The 21,017-nt window shown below is 41.3% G+C and carries 12 protein-coding genes; 8 read left to right on the forward strand and 4 right to left on the reverse strand.

The window, feature by feature from the left end; genetic code table 11:
• From V7K31_RS31460 to V7K31_RS31470, 3 genes are all read right to left on the reverse strand, one after another.
• Entirely contained in the window at positions 1-1,104 is a 1,104-nt protein-coding gene (locus V7K31_RS31460; RefSeq protein WP_335100434.1) for a glycosyltransferase family 4 protein, read from the reverse strand.
• Between the two features lie 78 nt (positions 1,105-1,182).
• The gene (locus tag V7K31_RS31465) at positions 1,183-2,616 is read right to left on the reverse strand and encodes an oligosaccharide flippase family protein (protein ID WP_335100437.1); all 1,434 of its coding nucleotides are present in this window, start codon (positions 2,614-2,616) and stop codon (positions 1,183-1,185) included.
• A 382-nt stretch (positions 2,617-2,998) separates the two neighbouring features.
• Positions 2,999-4,441, reverse strand: coding sequence for a sugar transferase (locus V7K31_RS31470; protein WP_335100439.1), 1,443 nt, complete (start codon positions 4,439-4,441; stop codon positions 2,999-3,001).
• A 1,226-nt stretch (positions 4,442-5,667) separates the two neighbouring features.
• Between V7K31_RS31470 and V7K31_RS31475 the strand changes: the two genes are divergently transcribed.
• From V7K31_RS31475 to V7K31_RS32035, 5 genes are all read left to right on the forward strand, one after another.
• On the forward strand, positions 5,668-6,567 hold the full coding sequence (locus V7K31_RS31475) for a class I SAM-dependent methyltransferase (RefSeq protein WP_335100441.1): 900 nt from the start codon (positions 5,668-5,670) through the stop codon (positions 6,565-6,567).
• A 139-nt stretch (positions 6,568-6,706) separates the two neighbouring features.
• The gene (locus V7K31_RS31480) at positions 6,707-12,799 is read left to right on the forward strand and encodes an amino acid adenylation domain-containing protein (protein WP_335100443.1); all 6,093 of its coding nucleotides are present in this window, start codon (positions 6,707-6,709) and stop codon (positions 12,797-12,799) included.
• Between the two features lie 257 nt (positions 12,800-13,056).
• Entirely contained in the window at positions 13,057-14,238 is a 1,182-nt protein-coding gene (locus V7K31_RS31485) for an aldo/keto reductase (RefSeq protein WP_335100445.1), read from the forward strand.
• Between the two features lie 79 nt (positions 14,239-14,317).
• Positions 14,318-14,785: a DNA (cytosine-5-)-methyltransferase gene (dcm, locus tag V7K31_RS31490; protein ID WP_335100447.1), complete on the forward strand. Its 468-nt coding sequence runs from the start codon at positions 14,318-14,320 to the stop codon at positions 14,783-14,785.
• 25 nt (positions 14,786-14,810) lie between these two features.
• A complete protein-coding gene (locus V7K31_RS32035; RefSeq protein ID WP_442941427.1) occupies positions 14,811-14,891 on the forward strand; it encodes a hypothetical protein in 81 nt (26 codons plus the stop codon).
• Between the two features lie 297 nt (positions 14,892-15,188).
• Here V7K31_RS32035 and V7K31_RS31495 read toward each other — a convergent pair whose 3' ends face one another.
• A complete protein-coding gene (locus V7K31_RS31495) occupies positions 15,189-16,517 on the reverse strand; it encodes a hemolysin family protein (protein ID WP_335100449.1) in 1,329 nt (442 codons plus the stop codon).
• Between the two features lie 240 nt (positions 16,518-16,757).
• Here V7K31_RS31495 and mfd point away from each other — a divergent pair, with 240 nt between their 5' ends.
• The 3 genes from mfd to V7K31_RS31510 are packed head-to-tail and all read left to right on the forward strand — an operon-like array spanning position 16,758 to position 20,934.
• The gene (gene mfd, locus V7K31_RS31500) at positions 16,758-20,339 is read left to right on the forward strand and encodes a transcription-repair coupling factor (protein ID WP_335100451.1); all 3,582 of its coding nucleotides are present in this window, start codon (positions 16,758-16,760) and stop codon (positions 20,337-20,339) included.
• A 35-nt stretch (positions 20,340-20,374) separates the two neighbouring features.
• Positions 20,375-20,599, forward strand: a complete 225-nt coding sequence (locus tag V7K31_RS31505; protein ID WP_335100453.1) for a DUF433 domain-containing protein — start codon at positions 20,375-20,377, stop codon at positions 20,597-20,599.
• Positions 20,596-20,934, forward strand: a complete 339-nt coding sequence (locus V7K31_RS31510; RefSeq protein WP_335100455.1) for a DUF5615 family PIN-like protein — start codon at positions 20,596-20,598, stop codon at positions 20,932-20,934. The genes V7K31_RS31505 and V7K31_RS31510 overlap by 4 nt, the downstream gene beginning before the upstream one ends.
• The last annotated feature ends 83 nt before the right edge of the window (positions 20,935-21,017 follow it).

The raw sequence follows: 21,017 nt of genomic DNA on the forward strand, positions 1-21,017 counted from the left end.
TTAAGTAATATTTTGCATATTCATTTTTCTATAATAAATTTGGGCTGTTTGAGCAGCAATATTTGACCAATTTAAATCTTCTTGACAACGAACTAGTGCCGCAGTTTGCATACGTTCTTGCAAGTCGCGATCGCTTAACAAACAAATTATGGCATCAGCTAGAGCTTTAACATCACGAGGTGGAACTAACAACCCATCTTTTTTATGCTGAACTATCTCACTCAATCCCCCTACCTCAGAAGCTACAACCAGCGTTCCCATTCCATAAGATAAAGCTGCCACACCACTTTGAGACGCTTCGATGTATGGCAGAACTGTTAATGTGCTGCGTTTAAATAGATTACCTACTTCTTCAATGGGGATAAAGTCATTGATAATCTCGTAACGTTTTTCATCATAACCATTAGGGAAATACTGCATGATGTTTTCTCCCCTTCCAGCAATAATCAGCTTGACTTCAGGTATAGATTCAGCAATTAAGGGCATAGCCTCAAGTAAATATTTCAATCCCTTATAAGGCAAGATGCGTCCAAAAAATAGCAATGTATATGGCTCACGGGCTTGAATATTTAGACTACCCCGACGCTGATACAAACTACCAAGTTCTCCATGAGGTAAAACATTGACTCGGTCTTGATGTATACGAAATTGTTCAATTAAAATCTTTTTTAGTTCATGAGTATGGACAATCAATTGTTGGGAACGATAGAAGGCAATACGCCTAGTATAATCGGAACCAAACACAGCAATTTTATCACCTGGGTGACGGAATATATCGTGGATAGTTGTCACCAATGGTGGCATCTTGTTAAGTAACAAAGTCCAATCGTACCAAGGATCATTAGTTTCTTGCACATGTAAAACATCTGGCTGTATGTCTTTGATGATATCCATCATAGTGCCCATAGCCAACAGGTTGCGCGGGTCGCGAATCCGTGGTTTTTTAAAGCTAATGACGCGGATACTGGAATCAAGAACATTCCTACAGACATTTGACACTTTTTCTGGATGAATTAGCGTTAAATCAACATATTTAGCCAGACTGTTTGCTAGTTCAATCGTGTAGTCTTCAAAGCAAAAATGTAATAAAGCAACTTTAATCATAATTAAAATTATATTCTCAATTAGATTATTTATTCCACAATTTTGGCTGCCTTACTTGTATAATTTTATATTAAACAATTACTGCTCTCTTAAAAGTTTCATCCATAAAAAACGAAACCCGCCAAATGCACGAATACCTAGATAAATCACAAATAAACCATAGGCACAAGTTGCAATAATTAGAGTGTATATAAAGTCTAAGCTAATTTTTTCCAATAAAATGAATATAGGTAGCATCAAAAGGCATATTAGTAAGGGTCGGCGCATAACTCGCCATAAATTTAACGAAAATAGGCGAGTATAGGTGAAGTAAATATACTGACTAAAACCAATAATAGTCATTAATAATGCCATTAAAGCTGCACCTAATAACTGATATTGGGAAACTAATGCCACACCTCCCAAGCTTCCTAATGTAGTCGTAATAACCACTTCACGCAGGTTAACTATCTCAAAACCATTGGCTACAAGTACATAGGACAGTGAGCGGGTAAAAGGCAAAAAAACCAGTGATACAGCACTTAAACGAAGGGCTAAATTTGCTTGAGCAAAGCTAGGATTATAGATCAAAACTAGTAAATCTTTACCAAAAAATAACAGCCCAATCAATAAGGGTAATGCCATAATTAGTAGAATTTCAATAACATTTTCACTTATCTGCCTCTGCCTTTCCCGTCCTTGCTCTACTGCCTTTGAAAATCTTGGGAACATTGCTAAAGTTATACTGTTAGCAATAATCGAAAAGGGTAGTAGCAATTGTGATATTCCACCAAATAGACCCACTAAAAACTCATTTCCTAACAATGAAAGAATCAATATTTGAACTCTACCATTGAGTACAGCTATTCCTTCAATAGCAAAAAATGTCCGCGCACTTTTGATTGTATTCAAGACAAAATTCCCATCAATCTGCCATTCTATTTTGACTAACCGGATGATGAAAATCCATTCAATTACTAAAATTAGTGTTTCCGAAAAGCATAGAATCGCCCCCAGATATTCAATTCCATATTTCAGTTGCATCGCCCAAATCATTATTATTACGCGTACGATGTACACTGGCACTGTAGAGATAGCAATTAGATGCATTTTTTCTTGAGCTTGAAAAATTGCCTCCGTGATGTTGGAAAGTGCAAAAGGAATGATCGTTAAGCCCATGATGTAGCAAACAGTCGAGGTTTTGGAGCTATAGGGAAGTAAAAATACTACAATCACCAACGCCCCATAACTGAAAAAACTAAATATTAACTGTAGCCAGGTACCACTCATTAAATAAACTGGTGTTTTTTGTGGCTCACGGGCTAGTTCTCTGGTAAACAATGTCTTTAGCCCCTGTGAAGCAATGCCCACAAAGATAAAGTAGTAGCTATATGCTAGTAGATACTGTCCTAAAGCCTCAGCTCCTAGAGTACGAGCAATAAAAGCAGTTAATACAAAGGCTGTAATGCTTTGCGCTAACCGATTGACTATCATTGACAGGGAATTACTTATGAATTTGTACTTTTCTACCATTCTTAAATTATTAATCAGTTTATTTCGTTAATTTTGAATTACCAATACCTATAAATCTCATAACTTACTTTTTATGATATATAGTTAGAAGTTTTTTGAGATGTTCCATAGATAGCAGTCATAGGAATCAATGACGAAAATGCATTTTCGTTTAGCTTCTATCATCGCACGCTTGAGTGTGCAACTCATGGCAAAATTTATTAACAAATTTTTGGTTTGTAAATCCCAAAGCTTCTATCGCGCTTAGACACGTATTTTTTCACTCAGTAAAGTAGAAAAATCTAGATTTAATGCGTGAAAAATTGTACTATCAAACTGCAATATTTATATTAATACCTAAACTGTATAATTTTAATGTCCGGTATGGTTTTGTTTTTGTTACTTAGTATGCGCCTTCTTTTTTCAAAACTACCATAACTGTTTTGAGGAGAATTTCAAAGTCTAACCCAAGCGACCAATTTTCGATGTAGTTAAGATCAAGATTAATCACTTGTTCAAAATCTAAAATATCAGAGCGACCTGAGACTTGCCAAAGACCTGTAATTCCAGGTAAAACTTCATGTCGGATAAAATGATGTTCAGAAAATTTATCAACATCTCTAGTAGGTAAAGGGCGAGGTCCTACTATACTCATTTCTCCAAAAATAACATTAAAAAGTTGAGGTAATTCGTCTAAGCTATAAAGTCTAAGAAATTTTCCAACACGGGTAACGCGAGGATCGTCTTTAATTTTAAAGATAATCCCATCTTTTGTTTCATTTAATGCTTCTAATTCTTTCTGCAATTTTTCAGCATCAGACCTCATCGTTCGGAATTTCCATACTTTAAACTGTTGCCCATGTAAACCTACACGGGTTTGTCTGTAAAATACTGTGCCGGGAGAGTCCAGTTTTATAGCTATAGCTATAGCTATATAAATAGGGAATGATAACATTACAAATAAAGTCGCGAAACAAAAATCACAACTACGCTTGATCCAAAAATCTTTACCTGTAATTATCGGACAATCCAAACTCAGGCAAGGCATTCCTCCTATTTTATTAAATTCTATGTTTCTATAAATTGGTTTTAATTCCATTGGTAAAATATGTACTTGTATGCCGGATGCTTGAAATAACCAGCATAAAAACATTCTATTTTTTAGAGCATCCCAAGATATAAAAACTTCTGTTACACCTAATTGATTAAGTTGATTCAATGTTTGTTGACGTTGATATCTGTCTAATGAATTAGCATTCGCCGTTCCAGATACTATATAGTGTTTTTCTTTTTTTATAAAGCTAGCAATCTGCTCATGATCTTGTGGATCACAAATAATGAATACCGAAGAACGAACTATTTTTTTCTGCTTACGCAGATATTCAAGAGCAATGTTTACAGCATACCTACCAGTACAGATAAATAATATACTCAACAACCAAGATAATAATATTAATCTTGGACGTGTAATATCAACAACTGGTTTATACAAAAAAGAAACAAGGAGTATTAATCCATGAGCAAAAGTTAGCGATTTGATAATATTGAAATAGTCATAGCGTTTTTGACCTTCTCGATAAATACCTTCGACAGCTAATGATCCTATTTGAATCCCAATAGTTATTAAAATCGGTAAATAATAACTCGGTATATACCAAGTAAAATGCCCATAGGAAGACTGATATCCAGCTAAAATCCAAGCTAGGGATAAAAGAGTATAGTCTACTAAAAACAATGTTGTTAATCTTAGCCACCACGAACCCTTGCGTACTTTGACAAATCCAGATGCACGCAAATCCAAAGGTACTTCACTGAATTTATTTGTTGTAATGCCTTGATTACTCATAGTTAGGAACACTTGGTGTAGTTAAAATTTGATGCAAACTTATATAAGACAAGTGGGGGATCTCACATTTTTATTTCAAAGAAACCTCCCCTTTGTAGTCTACTATTAACCATTTTCTTCGGAGTAACTTTAAGTTCTTGATCAAAAGCATCTTCCAGATCGTTTGAGTGCCGTTAATACCCAGATACTTAGCTTTTCTTGGAGGGTAGAATCCAGTTTAGTCTGGAAAATTTGAGTTTCGATGCCAAAAAAGATTTGTTGGTGAGTTAACTTATAGTTGAATAAAGTTCCTGACATTTAATGATTAAGGAGGTCAGGTAAGAATATTATGATTTTTAATGTGCGTAATAAATGGGCTGAATCACTACAGTTCTATTGCAGATTTCAACTTCCTTCTATGAGACAATGATATTCCTTCCGAAATTCATATCTACTTAGATTAATTCAGTTTTGCTTAGAAGCTTCTCTGTTTCTTTACGCATAATTACTGATTAACAAAACTTACACAAACAACATATAACGAAAAGCATCAAAAGTTTGATCATTGTTACAAAACTTTACACAATCTATTTTCCGTTGACCTCAATTAATAAGTAATAAGCTGACACTATTGATAATCAGCGCGATCAACTCAAAACCTCGCCAATATACGGCTTGTATCTTACCAGGCATGGATTTTAGGACTTTTATGTACACCGTAGCTAGTAGCGCAGGGGGCTGGGGGATTAGGTTTTTGATTAATGAATCGATGCTTTAGATTACATTTTGGACGGTAAGTACCCGATGTTAATTCTCATGTTGTTAAGCTTTTGAAGGCCCAAAAGGGCTGTTACCTTACGGATGGGACTGTAGTTTCTACCAGAAGAGTGAAGTTATATAAATAAAACCCACCTACGTGGTTTCATGAAGTTCGGGTAATTCTTTAAGAAAATAATATTATAACTTTACATGAATTTTATATAGAAGCAAACAAAATGAAGATTCGGTAAGAATTATTTTTTAGCTCGGCGGATTTTACTAAAAAACGATAATGTACTAATGTACTTTTATAATCGATTAGGTTATGAGATGGCTTAGATTAGAAACAAGCACAAACTTATTTGTTGAACTTAATAATAAGATAATAAGCGTTTAATTAAATGCCTGTTGTTGGCTAAAATCAAAAATTAATTCTTTGGACTTAATTGCGATTTAGAGTTTCAATAAATAAAATATGGGGTTAAATTATGGTAATCGGCAAATTCAATATAAATGGATTAGGCAGATTTCTGAACACACAAAAGTGGCGTTGGCTGACAAAGTTGCATCTAAATAATTTAAAAGTTAATCGGATTCTGCGACCTATAGACGATTCGGAAATAGGTAAAACGCAGGTAGAAGTAAACAATTTATCTCTTTCAGAAACAGATTATAAGAATTTTGTAAATTCAGATGTACTTAGTAAATATAATCAGCTTGGCTATGTCCATTCCAAGCCTCTTGAATACCTAACGACAATGACTCTGTTAGATTTGAAAGAGGGTGATGAAATATTAGATGCTGCCGGTGGGGAAAAAGCTGAATATATCAAGGCTTTAATGGCGGTTTCTGACTTTAAATTGACTGCTTACTGTCAAGACTCTTTATTAGATGGAAAAGCCGCAGATGGAATTAAATACATTGGTGGCTCTATTGATGCAATCCCCCTCCCAGATGAATCTTTAGATGGAATTAGCTGTCATCACTCTTTTGAGCATTTTCGAGGTGATTTGGATATTGAGTTTATTAAAGAGGCAGTACGTTTATTGAGAGTGGGCAGAAAACTTGTAATTGCACCGCTATTTCTAGCTAACGAGTATGCAGAAATCTGGAATAATAAACAGATTCAGAAGTCCAGTGTTGAAACAGCGATCGCAATTTTTGACAATACTTCAACGTTTGCTGGATGGGGCCCATATGAAGGGTTTGCTAGAACTTATAGTCCGGCTGCGTTTAAAGCAAGAATTATTGACAATTTGCCTAGCAACTCTCAGGCAAAAATTTACAAAGTTTTTGTAGATGGAAAACCCGTGCCAGATATCAAAAAAAATTATCATCAACCTCTGGTCAATTCGGAAATGAAGGCACTGGTAATAGCCAAAAATTAGACACCAACTTTTGAGTTTAGTAAGTTTTATCTTGGTATATGAGAGTTAGTGGTATTTCTCTGATTTTCTATAGATTGGGGGCTGTATTAGCTGACATCCCTTTTTGTCTAAACTTCAGTTGAAGTGCTTTGATGTTTAATTGGTATCAAAGTACAATTGTATTAAACACGATCGCTACTTTGCTGTGGATGACTCCCGACAATTGATAGATCGACTGAAACTTATATATAAAATGCAGATAAATAATAGCCAGACTTCAAAATATAAACAAAATATTCCGTTAGATACTTTAACTCATATTATCGGCACTCAAGTTTTACAGGAATGGAATGACAGCCAAGCAGTCCATCATCAGGATATGTGCATCCATCAGATGTTTGAGATGCAAGTTGAGCGATCGCCTCAAGCCATTGCTGTAGTATGTGAAAATATACAACTTACTTATCGGCAGTTAAACCAACGGGCGAATCAGTTAGCGCACTACTTACGTACTTTAGGCGTTGGACCGGAAGTACTTGTGGGCATTTGCTTAGAGCGCTCTTTGGAGATGATTGTCGGGTTGCTGGGAATTCTCAAAGCTGGAGGCGCTTATGTGCCTTTAGATCCGGCATATCCCTCAGAACGTTTAGCTTTCATCTTGTCAGACACGCAGACACCAGTATTGTTAACCCAAGAAAAATTCCTCAATAACTTACCACCTCATCAGGCGCAAGTAATTTGTCTGGACTCAAACTGGCAAGGGAATATCGGAAATAGTCAAGAAAATCCGATAAATGAGACGACAACTGATAATCTCATCTATGTAATTTACACATCTGGTTCTACAGGACAGCCCAAGGGTGTAATGATTCCTCACCGGGGGATCTGCAATCAACTCTACTGGAAGCAAACAACCTTTGGATTAACTCAGGCAGACAAAGTTTTACTGACTATTTCTTTTAGCTTTGACCCCTCAGTGTGGCAGATATTCTGGCCATTGTGCTTCGGAGGGCAATTGATCATAGCTCGGCCTGGTGGACATCAAGATACCGCCTACCTTGTGAAGGTGATTACTGAGCAGCAAATCACCGTCCTAGCCTTAGTGCCTTCTATACTCCGTGTCTTACTCGAAGAGAAGGGAATTGAAAATTGCCGATTCATCAGGCACATTACCTGCGGTGGTGAAGCCTTACCTGGCGAACTCATAGAGCGCTTTTTTGCCCAACTGAATTTGGACAATGTTCTGCATAATTGTTATGGGCCAACAGAAGCTTCCATTGATACCACTTTCTGGAGTTGTCAGCGCGGTACTAATTACGTCATTGCTCCCATTGGTCGCCCCATTACTAATGCAGAGATTCACATCCTCGATGAAAATTTGCAGCCTGTGCCTGTTGGTGAATCAGGTGAACTGCACATTGGCGGTATTGGTCTAGCGCGAGGTTATCTGAACCGTCCAGAATTGACCACAGATAAGTTCATTTTTAACCCTTTTAGCTCTGAACTTGGGGCACGTCTTTACAAAACTGGGGACTTGGCACGTTATTTAAGTGATGGTAATATCGAGTTCCTTGGTCGCATTGACTACCAAGTGAAAATACGTGGCTTCCGAATTGAATTGGGAGAAATTGAAGCCATATTAGGTCAACATCCGGCACTGACGCAGACTTTAGTCATAGCTAGAGAGGATGTTCCTGGCGATAAACAACTCGTGGCATATGTTGTTGCTTGTCCAGAGGAAATCCCTAGCCAGGTTGAATTGCGTCGCTTTTTGTCAACTCGGCTACCTGTATACATGGTGCCTACTTTTTTTGTATTTTTGGACACCCTACCATTAAATCCCAATGGTAAAATAGACCGTCGCGCCTTGCCTGCACCGGATACATTTCCTCTTGAGATGTCAACTAACTTTGTTCCACCTCAGAATTCGACAGAAGAAGTCTTAGCTAGCATCTGGGCGAAAGTTTTGCGTCTAGAACAAGTAGGCATCCACGACAATTTTTTTGAATTGGGAGGTCATTCACTGCTGGCCACTCAAGTGATGTCTAGGGTTCGCCAAGTCTTTCGGATAGAAATACCGTTGCAACTTTTATTTGAGAATCCCACGATCGCTAGTTTAGCTGAAGCGATGCCTACGGCAACCCGTTCGCCTAGCGTCTCCGACACGAGAAGCGGGAACGCCCAAAACCAGACTCCAGAAGATGATCCCCAAAATCAGACTATTCCCCAAATAGCCAACCGGGAGTCAGCCCCTTTATCCTTTGCCCAACAGCGAGTCTGGTTTTTGGAGCAGTTGGAACCCAACAGCCCAGCATATATCCTCTCGAATGCCCAGCGCTTAACGGGCAAGTTAAACGTGGGCATATTGCAACAGTCATTAGATGCGATCGTTGTCCATCACGAGGCACTGCGAACAAACTTTATCACATCACTTGATGGTAGCCCCATACAAGTAATTGGCACGCCTCGTCCCGTGGAACTCAGAATGATTAAGGTAAGACAGGAGCAAGTGGAATGTCTCCTAAATCAAGAGGCGCAACGCCCCTTCAACTTAGAATCTGACTTGATGCTGCGAGCTACTTTGCTCCAGGTAGACGAACAGGAGCATATACTCCTGTTGGTCATGCATCACATCGCCTCAGATGGCTGGTCAGTAGGCATTCTCTGGCAGCAGTTAGCAGCCGTTTATCAAGCCTTTTTTAGCGGTAAACCTTCCCCCCTGCCAAAATTGCCCATTCAGTATGCGGATTTTGCTGTGTGGCAGCAGCAATGGCTATCGGGTGAGGTACTTTCTAGCCAAATCAACTACTGGAAAACCCAGTTAGCAGGTGCTAATACTGTATTAGAATTACCAACGGACCGACCACGGCCACCAGTCCAAACTTACCAGGGAGCAGTGCAATCCCTGATGCTACCGCAGACTTTGAGTGCATCGCTAAAAGAACTCTCGTATCAGAAGGGTGTCACCCTATTCATGACATTGCTGGCGGCTTTTGGGACAATACTGCACCGCTACACTGGGCAAGAAGATATTCTCATCGGTTCTCCGATTGCTGGCCGTAACCGTTCTGAGATTGAAGGGTTAATCGGATTTTTTATTAACACCGTTGTTTTACGGACTGATTTTGTCGGCAACCCCAGTTTTAGTTCAGTGCTAAGTCGAGTTCGCCAGATGGCATTAGATGCTTATGCTCATCAAGATATGCCCTTCGAGAAACTGGTAGAAGAACTGCACCCAGAGCGAGATACCAGTCGCAACCCACTGTTTCAAGTGTGGTTTAATATGCTCAACTTAAGGGACATCCAACTGGAACTACCTGGAGTGGCTATAGAACCAGTCTTGATGCTAGAAACAGCTTCCAAGTTCGACTTAACCCTGTACGTTACGGAAGAAAACCAAGGAATCAAACTTGATTTAGTCTACAACACCGATCTGTTTACTTCAGAGCGGATGATGGAAATGCTTGATCAATTCCATCACTTGCTGTATCAAATTGTTGCTGCTCCAGAGAGCCAGATTAGTTTATATTCTCTGATAACACCAGAAGCGCAACATTTGCTGCCAGAGCCAAGGGCGGTTTTGCCAGAACCACGGTATGAATTGGCGACAACAATGTTTACCTCTTGGGTAAATCGCACCCCAGAACATTCGTCACTCCGTCAAGGATTTCGCACTTGGAATTATGGGGAATTGGGCAAAATAGCTCAAACCTTAGCACAGGTTTTATTATCTGGCGGAGTGGAGCGGGGAGATGTCGTAGCCGTGTTTGGGACACGAAGCTTTGGGCTGATTGCCAGTATGGTTGGCGTACTCTTAAGTGGCGGTGTGCTACTCACCCTCGATCCGAAACTTCCTAGCGATCGCCAGCGCCTCATGCTACAGGAAGCTAAAGCCAAATACATATTATATATTGATGGTCAGCGTCCAGAAGATGAAAAGATATGGGAGTCTTTAACTATCATCTGTGTAAACCCAGACACAGGAGAAACCATAAATTCATTCAAAAACAGCATTCAAGCAGTAAACCTGCCTGAAATCGCTGGTGACGATCCAGCTTATATTTTCTTTACTTCCGGCACTACTGGTGTACCTAAAGGAGTGCTGGGGTGTCACAAAGGGATGGCACATTTTCTTAACTGGCAACGGCAGACCTTTGAAATTAATCAGCAAGACCGCGTTGCCCAATTAACTGGTCTTTCCTTTGATGTCGTCCTCAGAGATATCTTCTTACCTTTGACTAGTGGTGCAACCCTATGTTTGCCAGAAGAAGGGGATAACCTAGAACCAACTAAAATTCTGCGTTACTTGGAAAATGAGCAAATTTCTGTACTTCACACAGTTCCTTCGCTGGCGCAATTATGGTTAGCCAATGTGCCGTCAGGAGTCTCATTACGTAACTTACGCTGGTTGTTCTTGGCTGGAGAACCTCTGAAGGAAACACTTGTGCTTCGGTGGCGGGATGCTTTTCCAGAATCAGGTGAAATTGTTAATCTCTATGGTCCGACAGAGACAACTTTGGCTAAGTGTTATTACCAAGTACCTATTGAGTGTACACCAGGGGTACAGCCAGTAGGATTGCCGCTTCCTCAAACCCAAGCACTAGTTTTAACACCGAATCAGCAACCGTGCGGCATCGGTGAACCGGGCGAGATTGTGATCCGAACTCCATTCCGCAGTTTGGGCTACATCAATGCCCAACAAGAAAACCGTTCTCGATTTGTCAAGAACCCTTTTCGGAATGATCCACAGGATTGGCTTTATTATACAGGCGATCGCGGCTGCTATCGTCCAGATGGCTCTCTAGAAATTCTCGGTCGCCGAGATCATCAAGTCAAGATCCGGGGGATACGCATTGAGCTAGGGGAAATTGAAACGGTGTTAGCCCAACACCCAGACGTACTCCAGACTGTAGTCATTGCCCGTGAAGATGTTTCCGGTGATCAACGTTTGATCGCTTACATTATACTGAATCAGGACTCAGCAACCCCGATTAGTGAAATCCGGCGCTTTCTCTCGAAAAAATTGCCACAGTACATGCTACCTTCGGCTTTTGTCTTGCTGGATACCATGCCCTTAACCCCCAACGGCAAAGTAGACCGGCGTGCCCTACCTGCACCAGACTTATCGAAGCTAGAGCTAGAAGCCACCTTTGTTGCTCCCCGCAATGAAGTTGAGCGCCAGCTAATACAGATTTGGGAACAAATTTTAGGTGTCCAGCCCATTGGTGTCAGAGACAACTTCTTTGAGCTAGGAGGACACTCGATATTAGCGGTAAAACTGTTTTGGCAAATTGAGAAGACATTTAGTAAAAATCTGCCTCTTGCGATTCTGTTCCAGTCAGGGACTGTAGAGGCTCTAGCCAAAATAATCTGCCAAGAAAAAGATATAGCAAGAAACTTGGCTTTAGTAAATAGCTTAGACCAATCAAAATCTAGCTGGTCATCCTTGGTAGAAATTCAACCCAACGGTTCCAAGCCACCTTTTTTCTGTATTCACGGACTAGGTGGAGAAGTGTTGTGTTTCCGTGAATTGGCACTGCATCTGGGTTCAGAGCAACCCTTCTATGGATTACAGCCACAAGGGCTAGATGGAAAACACCCTTTCCATACACGGGTTGAAGACATGGCAACTCACTACATTCAAGAAATTCAGACGCTTCAGCCCAATGGACCTTATTTTCTGGGAGGTTATTCTTTTGGAGGTGTAGTTGCTTTCGAGATGGCTCGGCAACTCCAAGAGCAAGGTGAACAAGTTGGTATTCTAGTTATGCTTGATAGTTGTCGTCGAGGTTATAGCTGGCGGGCGCCATTTCTCAAGCGAATTTTTTTGCATTTAAATAATATTGTTCAACAAGGCCCTAGCTACCTTTGGCAAAGGGCTATGAAATGGAGCTATTGGCGGAAGCAGCATCTCGAAAATAGATATAACCGTTACGTGGGAGAGGTACTTGATTTAACTGTAGCTGACAAGCACTTAAAAATTATAGATGCTAACACTGAAGCCACCAGTAAATATATCTTTTCACCTTATCTTGGTCAACTTATCCTCTTGCGGACAGAGGATCAAAATCGGGACGAAGCTATAGGTACACAATACGATCCTCAATTCGGCTGGGGCGACGTAGTGCCTGAAGGATTAGATATCCATTACCTTCCCGGCTCTCATCTTGACATACTTAAGGAACCTAACGTACAGGTGTTAGCCGAAACATTGAGAAATTGCTTAACTCAGGCGCAGTCTCCAAAAAATTAACGGTACGAGCTTCATCCGAAGGGCATCAACTCAGCACTGCTGGGGTTTTTTGCCATTTATTAGTACAGCATTTCCGAAATTCGTAGCTTTTTTCAACGCAGAGGAACGCTGAGGGAAGCGCAGAGGGGCGCTGAGTTTTGAATTCCGCCTTGCGGTACTGGTGTCACAGATTGAACAGAGGTAATTATTGTGGCACTGAAAGCTCGAACGACTGTCGTTTTTAGATTTTAAGTTAGTAAGCAATCCCCAATCTACTGATGCTATATAGACGATTTGGACGCACAGAATTACAGATGCCAGTGTTTTCCTGCGGTGGCATGAGATATCAGTTCAAATGGGAGGATGTTCCCAATAATGAAATTCCTGCTGATAACCAGGCGAATCTAGAAGCCACTATTAGAAGGGCGGTGGAAGTTGGGATTAATCATATTGAAACTGCTCGTGGTTATGGCACTTCCGAAATGCAATTGGGGAGAATATTGCCCAAGTTTGCCCGCGAAAAATTGATTGTTCAGACTAAAATCAACCCACAGGTAGATGCTAAAGAATTTCGGGAGACATTTGAACAATCATTAAAAAATCTCCAACTAGATTATGTTGACTTATTAGGGTTGCATGGCATCAATCATGTTGAGTCATTAGACTACAGCATCCGTCCTGGTGGCTGTTTAGAAGTAGCCCAGCAGTTGCAAGCTGAGGGAAAAGTTAGATTTATTGGCTTTTCTACACACGGATCAACAGATATAATTGTGCAGACAATTAATACCAATCAATTTGATTATGTGAATCTGCACTGGTACTACATTAATCAATGGAATTGGGCGGCAATTGAAGCAGCTAAATGCCACGATATGGGGGTGTTTATCATTAGCCCATCTGATAAAGGAGGTTTGTTATATAAACCACCACAAAAGTTAGTAAATCTTTGCGCCCCTTTGAGTCCAATGGTGTTTAATGATTTGTTTTGTTTGAGTCATCAAGAGGTGCATACCCTGAGTTTGGGAGCAGCAAAACCAGAAGATTTTGATGAACACCTGAAGACTTTAGAATTAGTAGATCATGCATCGTCAATTTTGCCACCAATTTTAGCAAGGTTGGAATCAGAAGCGATCGCTTCTTTAGGAGAAGATTGGGTAAAATCCTGGGAGACAAATCTACCAACCTTTGAGAAAACCCCAGGCGAGGTAAATATTCGGGTGATTTTGTGGCTGCGGAATCTAGCGATCGCCTACGATCTGGTAGACTACGCTAAAATGCGCTACAACTTGCTTGGCAATGGCAACCACTGGTTCCCTGGCAATAAAGCTGATCGACTAGATGAATTAGACTTGCGGCAATGTCTCGCCCGCAATCCCCACGCTGATAAAATCCCCCAACTCCTGGAACAAGCCCATCAGTTGTTGGCGGGTGCAGAGGTGAAACGATTGTCTCAGAGTTGAAGATTAGAAACTTAGTATATTTGATGATATACTAAGTGACTACATATCAATAGTTAGTTAATCAATTTGGCTAACAGAAATGAAATCTCTATTTTCGCAAAATTCAAAACAAATAGAATTACCTCTACAGTTAGTAACTTATCAAAATAAATTCGCTTTCATCGATCTATTTGCCGGTATTGGTGGATTTAGAATTGCTTTACAAAAACTAGGTGGTCAATGCTTGGGCTATTCTGAAATAGACAAACAAGCTATAAAAGTTTATCAACAAAATTTTATCAGCTACTTAAACAAAGATGAAATTGAATTAGGAGATATCACAAAAATTACTGAACTTCCCTCTCATCTTGACATAGTGGTTGGTGGTGTTCGGTGTCAACCTTGGTCAGTCGCAGGTCGTTTAAAGGGATTTGAAGATCCTAGAGGAAAGTTATGGTTTGATGTAATTAGACTAGTCAATAAAAATAAACCTAAAGGCTTTATATTTGAAAATGTCAGTGGATTAGCAAGCCCGAAAAATATAGATAATCTGGAACTAAAACTTTGAATATCACGAAAAAGATGATGTTGCCATAAAACAGTTTGGTAATGCTGTTCCTGTACCTGTTGTTGAGTATGTAGCTAAAGAATTGATAAGCATTCTTGATATTTAAACTAATTTTGGTAAAAAATATCATTAAATTCTGTGGCAAAGTTTTCTTGTCCTAGCTCAACGATTCAAAACCTCACCCCCAACCCCTCTCCTTAGTAAGTAGAGAGGAGATAAAGCTTATTCCTTATTGGCGTGAGGTTAAGCTGTACCTCAGTTGCTTAAGAAACGCTATATAAATCCGATATGAATATATTTAGCTAGCAGGGTGCATTACGGTTTTAACATAACGCACCAAGTTAGATTGAACACAGAGCATGTGAAATAATAAACAATAATCATCAATGCCCAATGCCCAATACTAGTCAGATTCTTTCGTATCTGCTGATTTACTTGGCTTCGGTATGACTAGCACCTTATCAACGCGGTTCCCATCCATATCCATTACTTCAATTCGCATACTTTGCCATTCAAAATAATCTGCTGCGGCAGGAATACGACCTAGATGGGTGATCACAAAACCGCCTAAAGTTTGATAACTGCCGCGTTCCTCAGATTGCCACTCTTCCATACCGAAAAGTTCCAAAAACTCCTCTACGGGCAACATCCCATCCAAAAGCCAGGAACCATCTTCGCGTTGCACAGCTTGGGGTTGATCTTGCCCATCTGTGGAAGGAACATCACCCACGATTTCGCTCATGATGTCGTTGAGAGTGACTAATCCTTGAATCACGCCGTATTCATCGACTACCAGCGCCATGTGAGTGATAGTTTGCTTGAACAATTCCAAAACTTTCAAGCCACGGGTGCTTTCTGGCACAAATACGGGCTGTCGCAATCCTATGGTCAAGTCTAGCGGTTCTCCTCGGAAACTCCTGGCTAATAAGTCGGTGACAGGGATAACACCCAGCACATTGTCAAGTCCCCCCTGACAAATTGGATACCGAGAATAGGCACTATCAACCATTTTTTGGCGATTTTCTTCGGCAGAGTCGTCTAAGTCTAGCCAGACGATATCGGGGCGGGGTGTCATTAAGTAGCTGACAGGGCGATCGCCTAAACGAAAGACTCGCTCCACCATATCCTGTTCAGCTTCCTCAAAGGTTCCCGCCTCGGTGCCTTGCTCAATTAAGATTTTAATTTCTTCTTCGGTGACTTGCGGCTCGGTAGAAGCTGTAATTCCCAGCACTCGCAAGATCAAATCTGTAGAAGCGCTTAAGAGAAAGACTACTGGAGAACCGATCGCTGCCAATGCTTGCATCGGAATAGCTACAATTGATGCAATCCTTTCTGGGTTGTTTAATGCCAGACGCTTCGGTACCAATTCACCAACAATGAGTGAAAAATAGGTAATCAGCAAAACCACTATTCCGAAGGAGAGCGGGTCACTATAAGGTGCTAACAAGGGGACGCGTTTTACATAGATTGCCAACCGACTGGCAATTGTTGCTCCTCCAAAAGCACCAGTCAGGATACCGATCAGCGAAATACCCACTTGAACGGTTGACAGGAAATGATTTGGAGACTCAGCTAGTTTCAGTGCTACTTTTGCCTTGGCATCTCCTTGATTGGCAAGCTGTTGTAGCCTAACTTTCCGGGCTGAGACAATCGCCATCTCAGACATAGAAAACACACCGTTGGCAATAATTAGCACCAAAATGATTAAAATTTCAAAAGTGATGGAGGACATGTTTAAAATTGCCGCTTATCAGAGCGAACGTAGCTCAATCCCTAGTATCTAGTATTAAAGGTGCTTCGATAAATGCTTTGACTGTACACAAAGTAATAGTTATAGTTCTTAGGTCTATTAGTCGCTGGACATTATTTTTCCACCGGAGGAATAAGAAGACTGTTAACACTTTTAAAATGGTTGACATAAACTGCCTCAAGATTTTCTGACCCACAAAGACTCCCATCGCTAGTAGTACTTATGTCATTTTCTTCTATTGTGCGTGCCTTGGCGCGATCGCCGCTCACCACTGAATTTATTTCTAAGCTAAACCGACAACAAGAATTACGGTTAAATGGCATTCCCCGGCTGCCCAAGGCTCTGGTGGCTTCGGCTTTAGCGCGGGCTACTGGCAAGGATTTGTTCGTGATTTGCGCCACTCTGGAAGAAGCTGGACGCGTTTACGCACAACTGGAGGCAATGGGATGGCAAACAGTACATTTTTACCCCACCTCCGAGGCTTCTCCCTACGAACCTTTTGACCCGGAAACTGAGATGAGTTGGGGGCAAATGCAGGTATTGGCAGATTTGATCAAGATTCAAGAGTCAAGAGTCATTAGTCATTTGTCATTAGAAACAGACCAAGGACAAAGGACAAATGACATAGACGCTTCTGCGGCTTCCCGCAGGGTAGGACAAATAACAAATTTAGCAATTGTGGCTACTCAAGGGGCGCTGCAACCTCACTTGCCACCACCAGCAGCTTTTCAGGAATTCTGTCTTACCTTGAAGCGGGGGATGGAATTAGACTTGAATGCTTTCAGTGAGAAAATAACTATTCTGGGATACGAACGGGTGCCTCTGGTGGAAACGGAAGGACAGTGGAGCCGACGGGGGGATATTGTTGATGTGTTCCCGGTTTCATCTGAGTTTCCAGTCCGGCTAGAATGGTTTGGGGATGAAATCGAGCAAATGCGGGAATTTGACCCAGCAACCCAACGTTCCGCCCTCGATAAAGTTGACCAGTTAATTCTTACCCCCACTAGCTTTGCTCCCGTGGTGATAGCGGCACTGAAGAATAGTTCTGAGTTAGGAGTTAGGAGTTATGAGTTAAATTCTGACTCGGAACTCAGCACTGAGAATTCATCACTTTTGGAGGGTAGTCGTCGGTTTTTGGGCTTGGCTTTCGAGCAACCAGCATCTCTGCTAGACTACTTATCAGAAAATACCCTGATTGCGATTGATGAGCCAGAACAGTGTCATGCTCATAGCGATCGCTGGGTAGAAAATGCGGAAGAACAATGGAGAATGGGGCATGGGGAAGAATCTACTCCCCTAACATTACCTAAGATTCATCGGTCGTTTGATGAGTGTTTGACTGATATTGCCAAATTTAAAACACTATATTTATCGGAACTGTCAGAGGAAAATAGTGGGATCAATCTGGCCAGCCGACCTGTTCCAGTCATGCCACACCAGTTTGGTAAACTAGCTGAGACTATACGCCAAGAACGCGATCGCAATTTCTCGATCTGGCTGCTTTCTGCTCAACCTTCGCGTTCCGTCTCGCTTTTACAAGAACATGATTGTCCGGCTCAATTTATCCCGAATCCCCGCGACTACCTAGCGATCGATAAGCTGCAAATCAACCATATTCCCATAGCCTTAAAATATTCTGGTCTTGCAGAACTAGAAGGTTTTATCCTGCCTACGTACCGTTTGGTAATCGTTACAGATCGAGAATTTTTTGGGCAACATTCCTTGGCGACTCCCGGCTATATCCGCAAGCGCCACAAAGCTACTTCTAAACAAGTTGATCCCAATAAGCTGCGTCCAGGCGATTATGTAGTTCACAGAAATCATGGTGTTGGCAAATTTGTCAAGCTGGAAAGCTTGACGATTAATCACGAAACCCGTGATTATTTAGCGGTGCAGTATGGTGACGGGTTACTAAGAGTCGCAGCCGATCAAGTCGGTGCTTTATCTCGGTTTCGCGCCGGAGGTGATAAAGCGCCGGAACTCAACCGGATGACTGGGAAAGCTTGGGAAAATACGAAGAATAAAGTCCGCAAAGCGATCAGAAAATTGGCGGTGGACTTGTTGAAACTGTATGCAGCGCGATCGCAACAACAAGGTTTTAGCTTTCCAGGTGATATGCCTTGGCAGGAGGAATTAGAAGATTCTTTTCCTTATCAACCCACAACGGATCAGCTCAAAGCTGTTCAAGATGTGAAACGAGACATGGAAAGCGATCGCCCAATGGATCGTTTAATTTGTGGCGATGTCGGTTTCGGGAAAACGGAAGTGGCGATTCGTGCTATTTTCAAAGCAGTCATCGCCGGGAAACAAGTGGCACTCCTTGCGCCAACGACTATTTTAACACAGCAGCATTACCATACACTCAAAGAACGTTTTGCACCTTACCCCGTAAATGTCGGTTTACTCAACCGTTTTCGTTCGGCTGAAGAACGCCGCGATATTCAAAAGCGATTAGCAACTGGTGAATTAGATGTAGTAATTGGTACACACCAACTTTTAGGTAAAGGTGTGACATTCCGGGATTTAGGACTGTTGGTGGTGGATGAAGAACAAAGATTTGGAGTAAACCAGAAAGAGAAAATTAAAAGCCTGAAAACTCAGGTGGACGTGCTTACTCTCTCCGCCACTCCCATTCCCCGGACTTTGTATATGTCCTTGTCGGGAATTCGGGAAATGAGTTTGATTACCACGCCACCTCCAACCAGACGTCCAATTAAAACCCATCTATCACCGATAAATTCTGAAAGTATCCGCAGTGCAATTCGTCAAGAATTAGACAGAGGTGGACAAGTATTTTATGTAGTTCCACGAGTGGATGGAATTGAAGAGACAACAGCAAATTTACGAGAAGTGATTCCGGGGGCTAGGTTTGCGATCGCTCACGGTCAAATGGATGAAAGCGAGTTAGAATCAACTATGCTCACCTTTAATAATGGCGACGCAGACATCCTCGTTTGTACGACAATTATTGAATCTGGCTTAGATATTCCGCGAGTAAATACCATTTTGATTGAAGATGCTCATCGCTTTGGATTGGCACAACTGTATCAATTACGCGGTCGTGTGGGACGTGCAGGTATCCAAGCTCATGCTTGGTTATTTTATCCGAAGCAACGGATGTTATCTGATGCGGCACGGCAACGTTTACGAGCAATTCAGGAATTTACTCAGCTCGGTTCTGGGTATCAGCTAGCGATGCGCGATATGGAAATCAGAGGCGTGGGTAACTTGCTAGGTGCAGAACAATCCGGTCAAATGGATGCCATCGGTTTTGATTTATATATGGAAATGCTGGAAGAAGCAATTCGGGAAATCCGAGGACAAGAAATTCCGCAAGTGGAGGATACCCAGATTGATCTCAACCTCACGGCATTTATCCCAGCAGATTACATTACCGATTTGGATCAAAAAATGAGTGCATACCGGGCGGTGGCGACAGCGAAATCTAAATCAGAATTAAAGCAGATTGCAGCCGAGTGGAGCGATCGCTATGGTAATTTACCGGTGCCTGCAAATCAACTTTTGCGAGTCATGGAACTCAAACAGCTAGCCAAAAAAATCGGATTTAGCCGGATTAAACCAGAACAAAAGCAGCACATCGTTTTAGAAACGCCGATGGAGGAACCAGCTTGGAATTTATTGGCGGCGAATTTACCAGAAAATCTCAAGGCGCGCTTTGTGTATTCTCCTGGGAAAGTTACGGTGCGCGGGTTAGGAGTTTTTAAGGCAGATCAACAATTGCAGAGTTTGATTGATGCTTTTGGGAGAATGCAGGGAGCGATTCCAGAGGCGGCCGTTGTTTGATCGGTAGAAAAAGATTAGTCATCAAGTGAAAATCTATGTCAGAATTACTTAGAAGAATTACAGTTAATCCCAAACAATGTGGTGGTCGTCCATGCATTCGAGGCATGAGAATTCGGGTATCAGATGTACTGGACTTGTTTGCATCTGGACTTAGTGCTGAACAAATCTTGGAAGAAATGCCCGATCTTGAGTCCGATGATCTCAAAGCATCGCTTTTATACGCCTCGCGTAAGCTTAATCATCCAGTGTTAGTAGCATGATGATCTGGGTAGATGCAAATTTATCACCTATGATCGCAACTTGGATTACTAGCACTTTTGGGATAACAGCATTATCTTTACGCGATGTTGGGCTGAGAGATGCTGAAGACCTTGAGATTTTTGAAGTAGCCAAAGCTAGAGGAGTTATCTTTATAACCAAGGATAGTGACTTTGTTGACTTGGTTGATCGTCTTGGATCACCACCACAAATTATCTGGTTGACGTGCGGGAATACATCAAATACTCGGTTGCAAGAGATATTGAGTGCTACTTTGCTAGAAGCATTAGAGCTTTTGCGAACAGGTGAAGCGTTAGTCGAAATCACCGGTAACTAGGAATTTTACTGAGTCAATGTAGTTTTACTTACCTACTCTTTTTGCTCAAGTTTCTATCAATTTAGAACCAAACCTACACAGGA

The sequence above is a fragment of the Nostoc sp. genome, from assembly GCF_036917675.1.
Lineage (GTDB): Bacteria > Cyanobacteriota > Cyanobacteriia > Cyanobacteriales > Nostocaceae > Nostoc.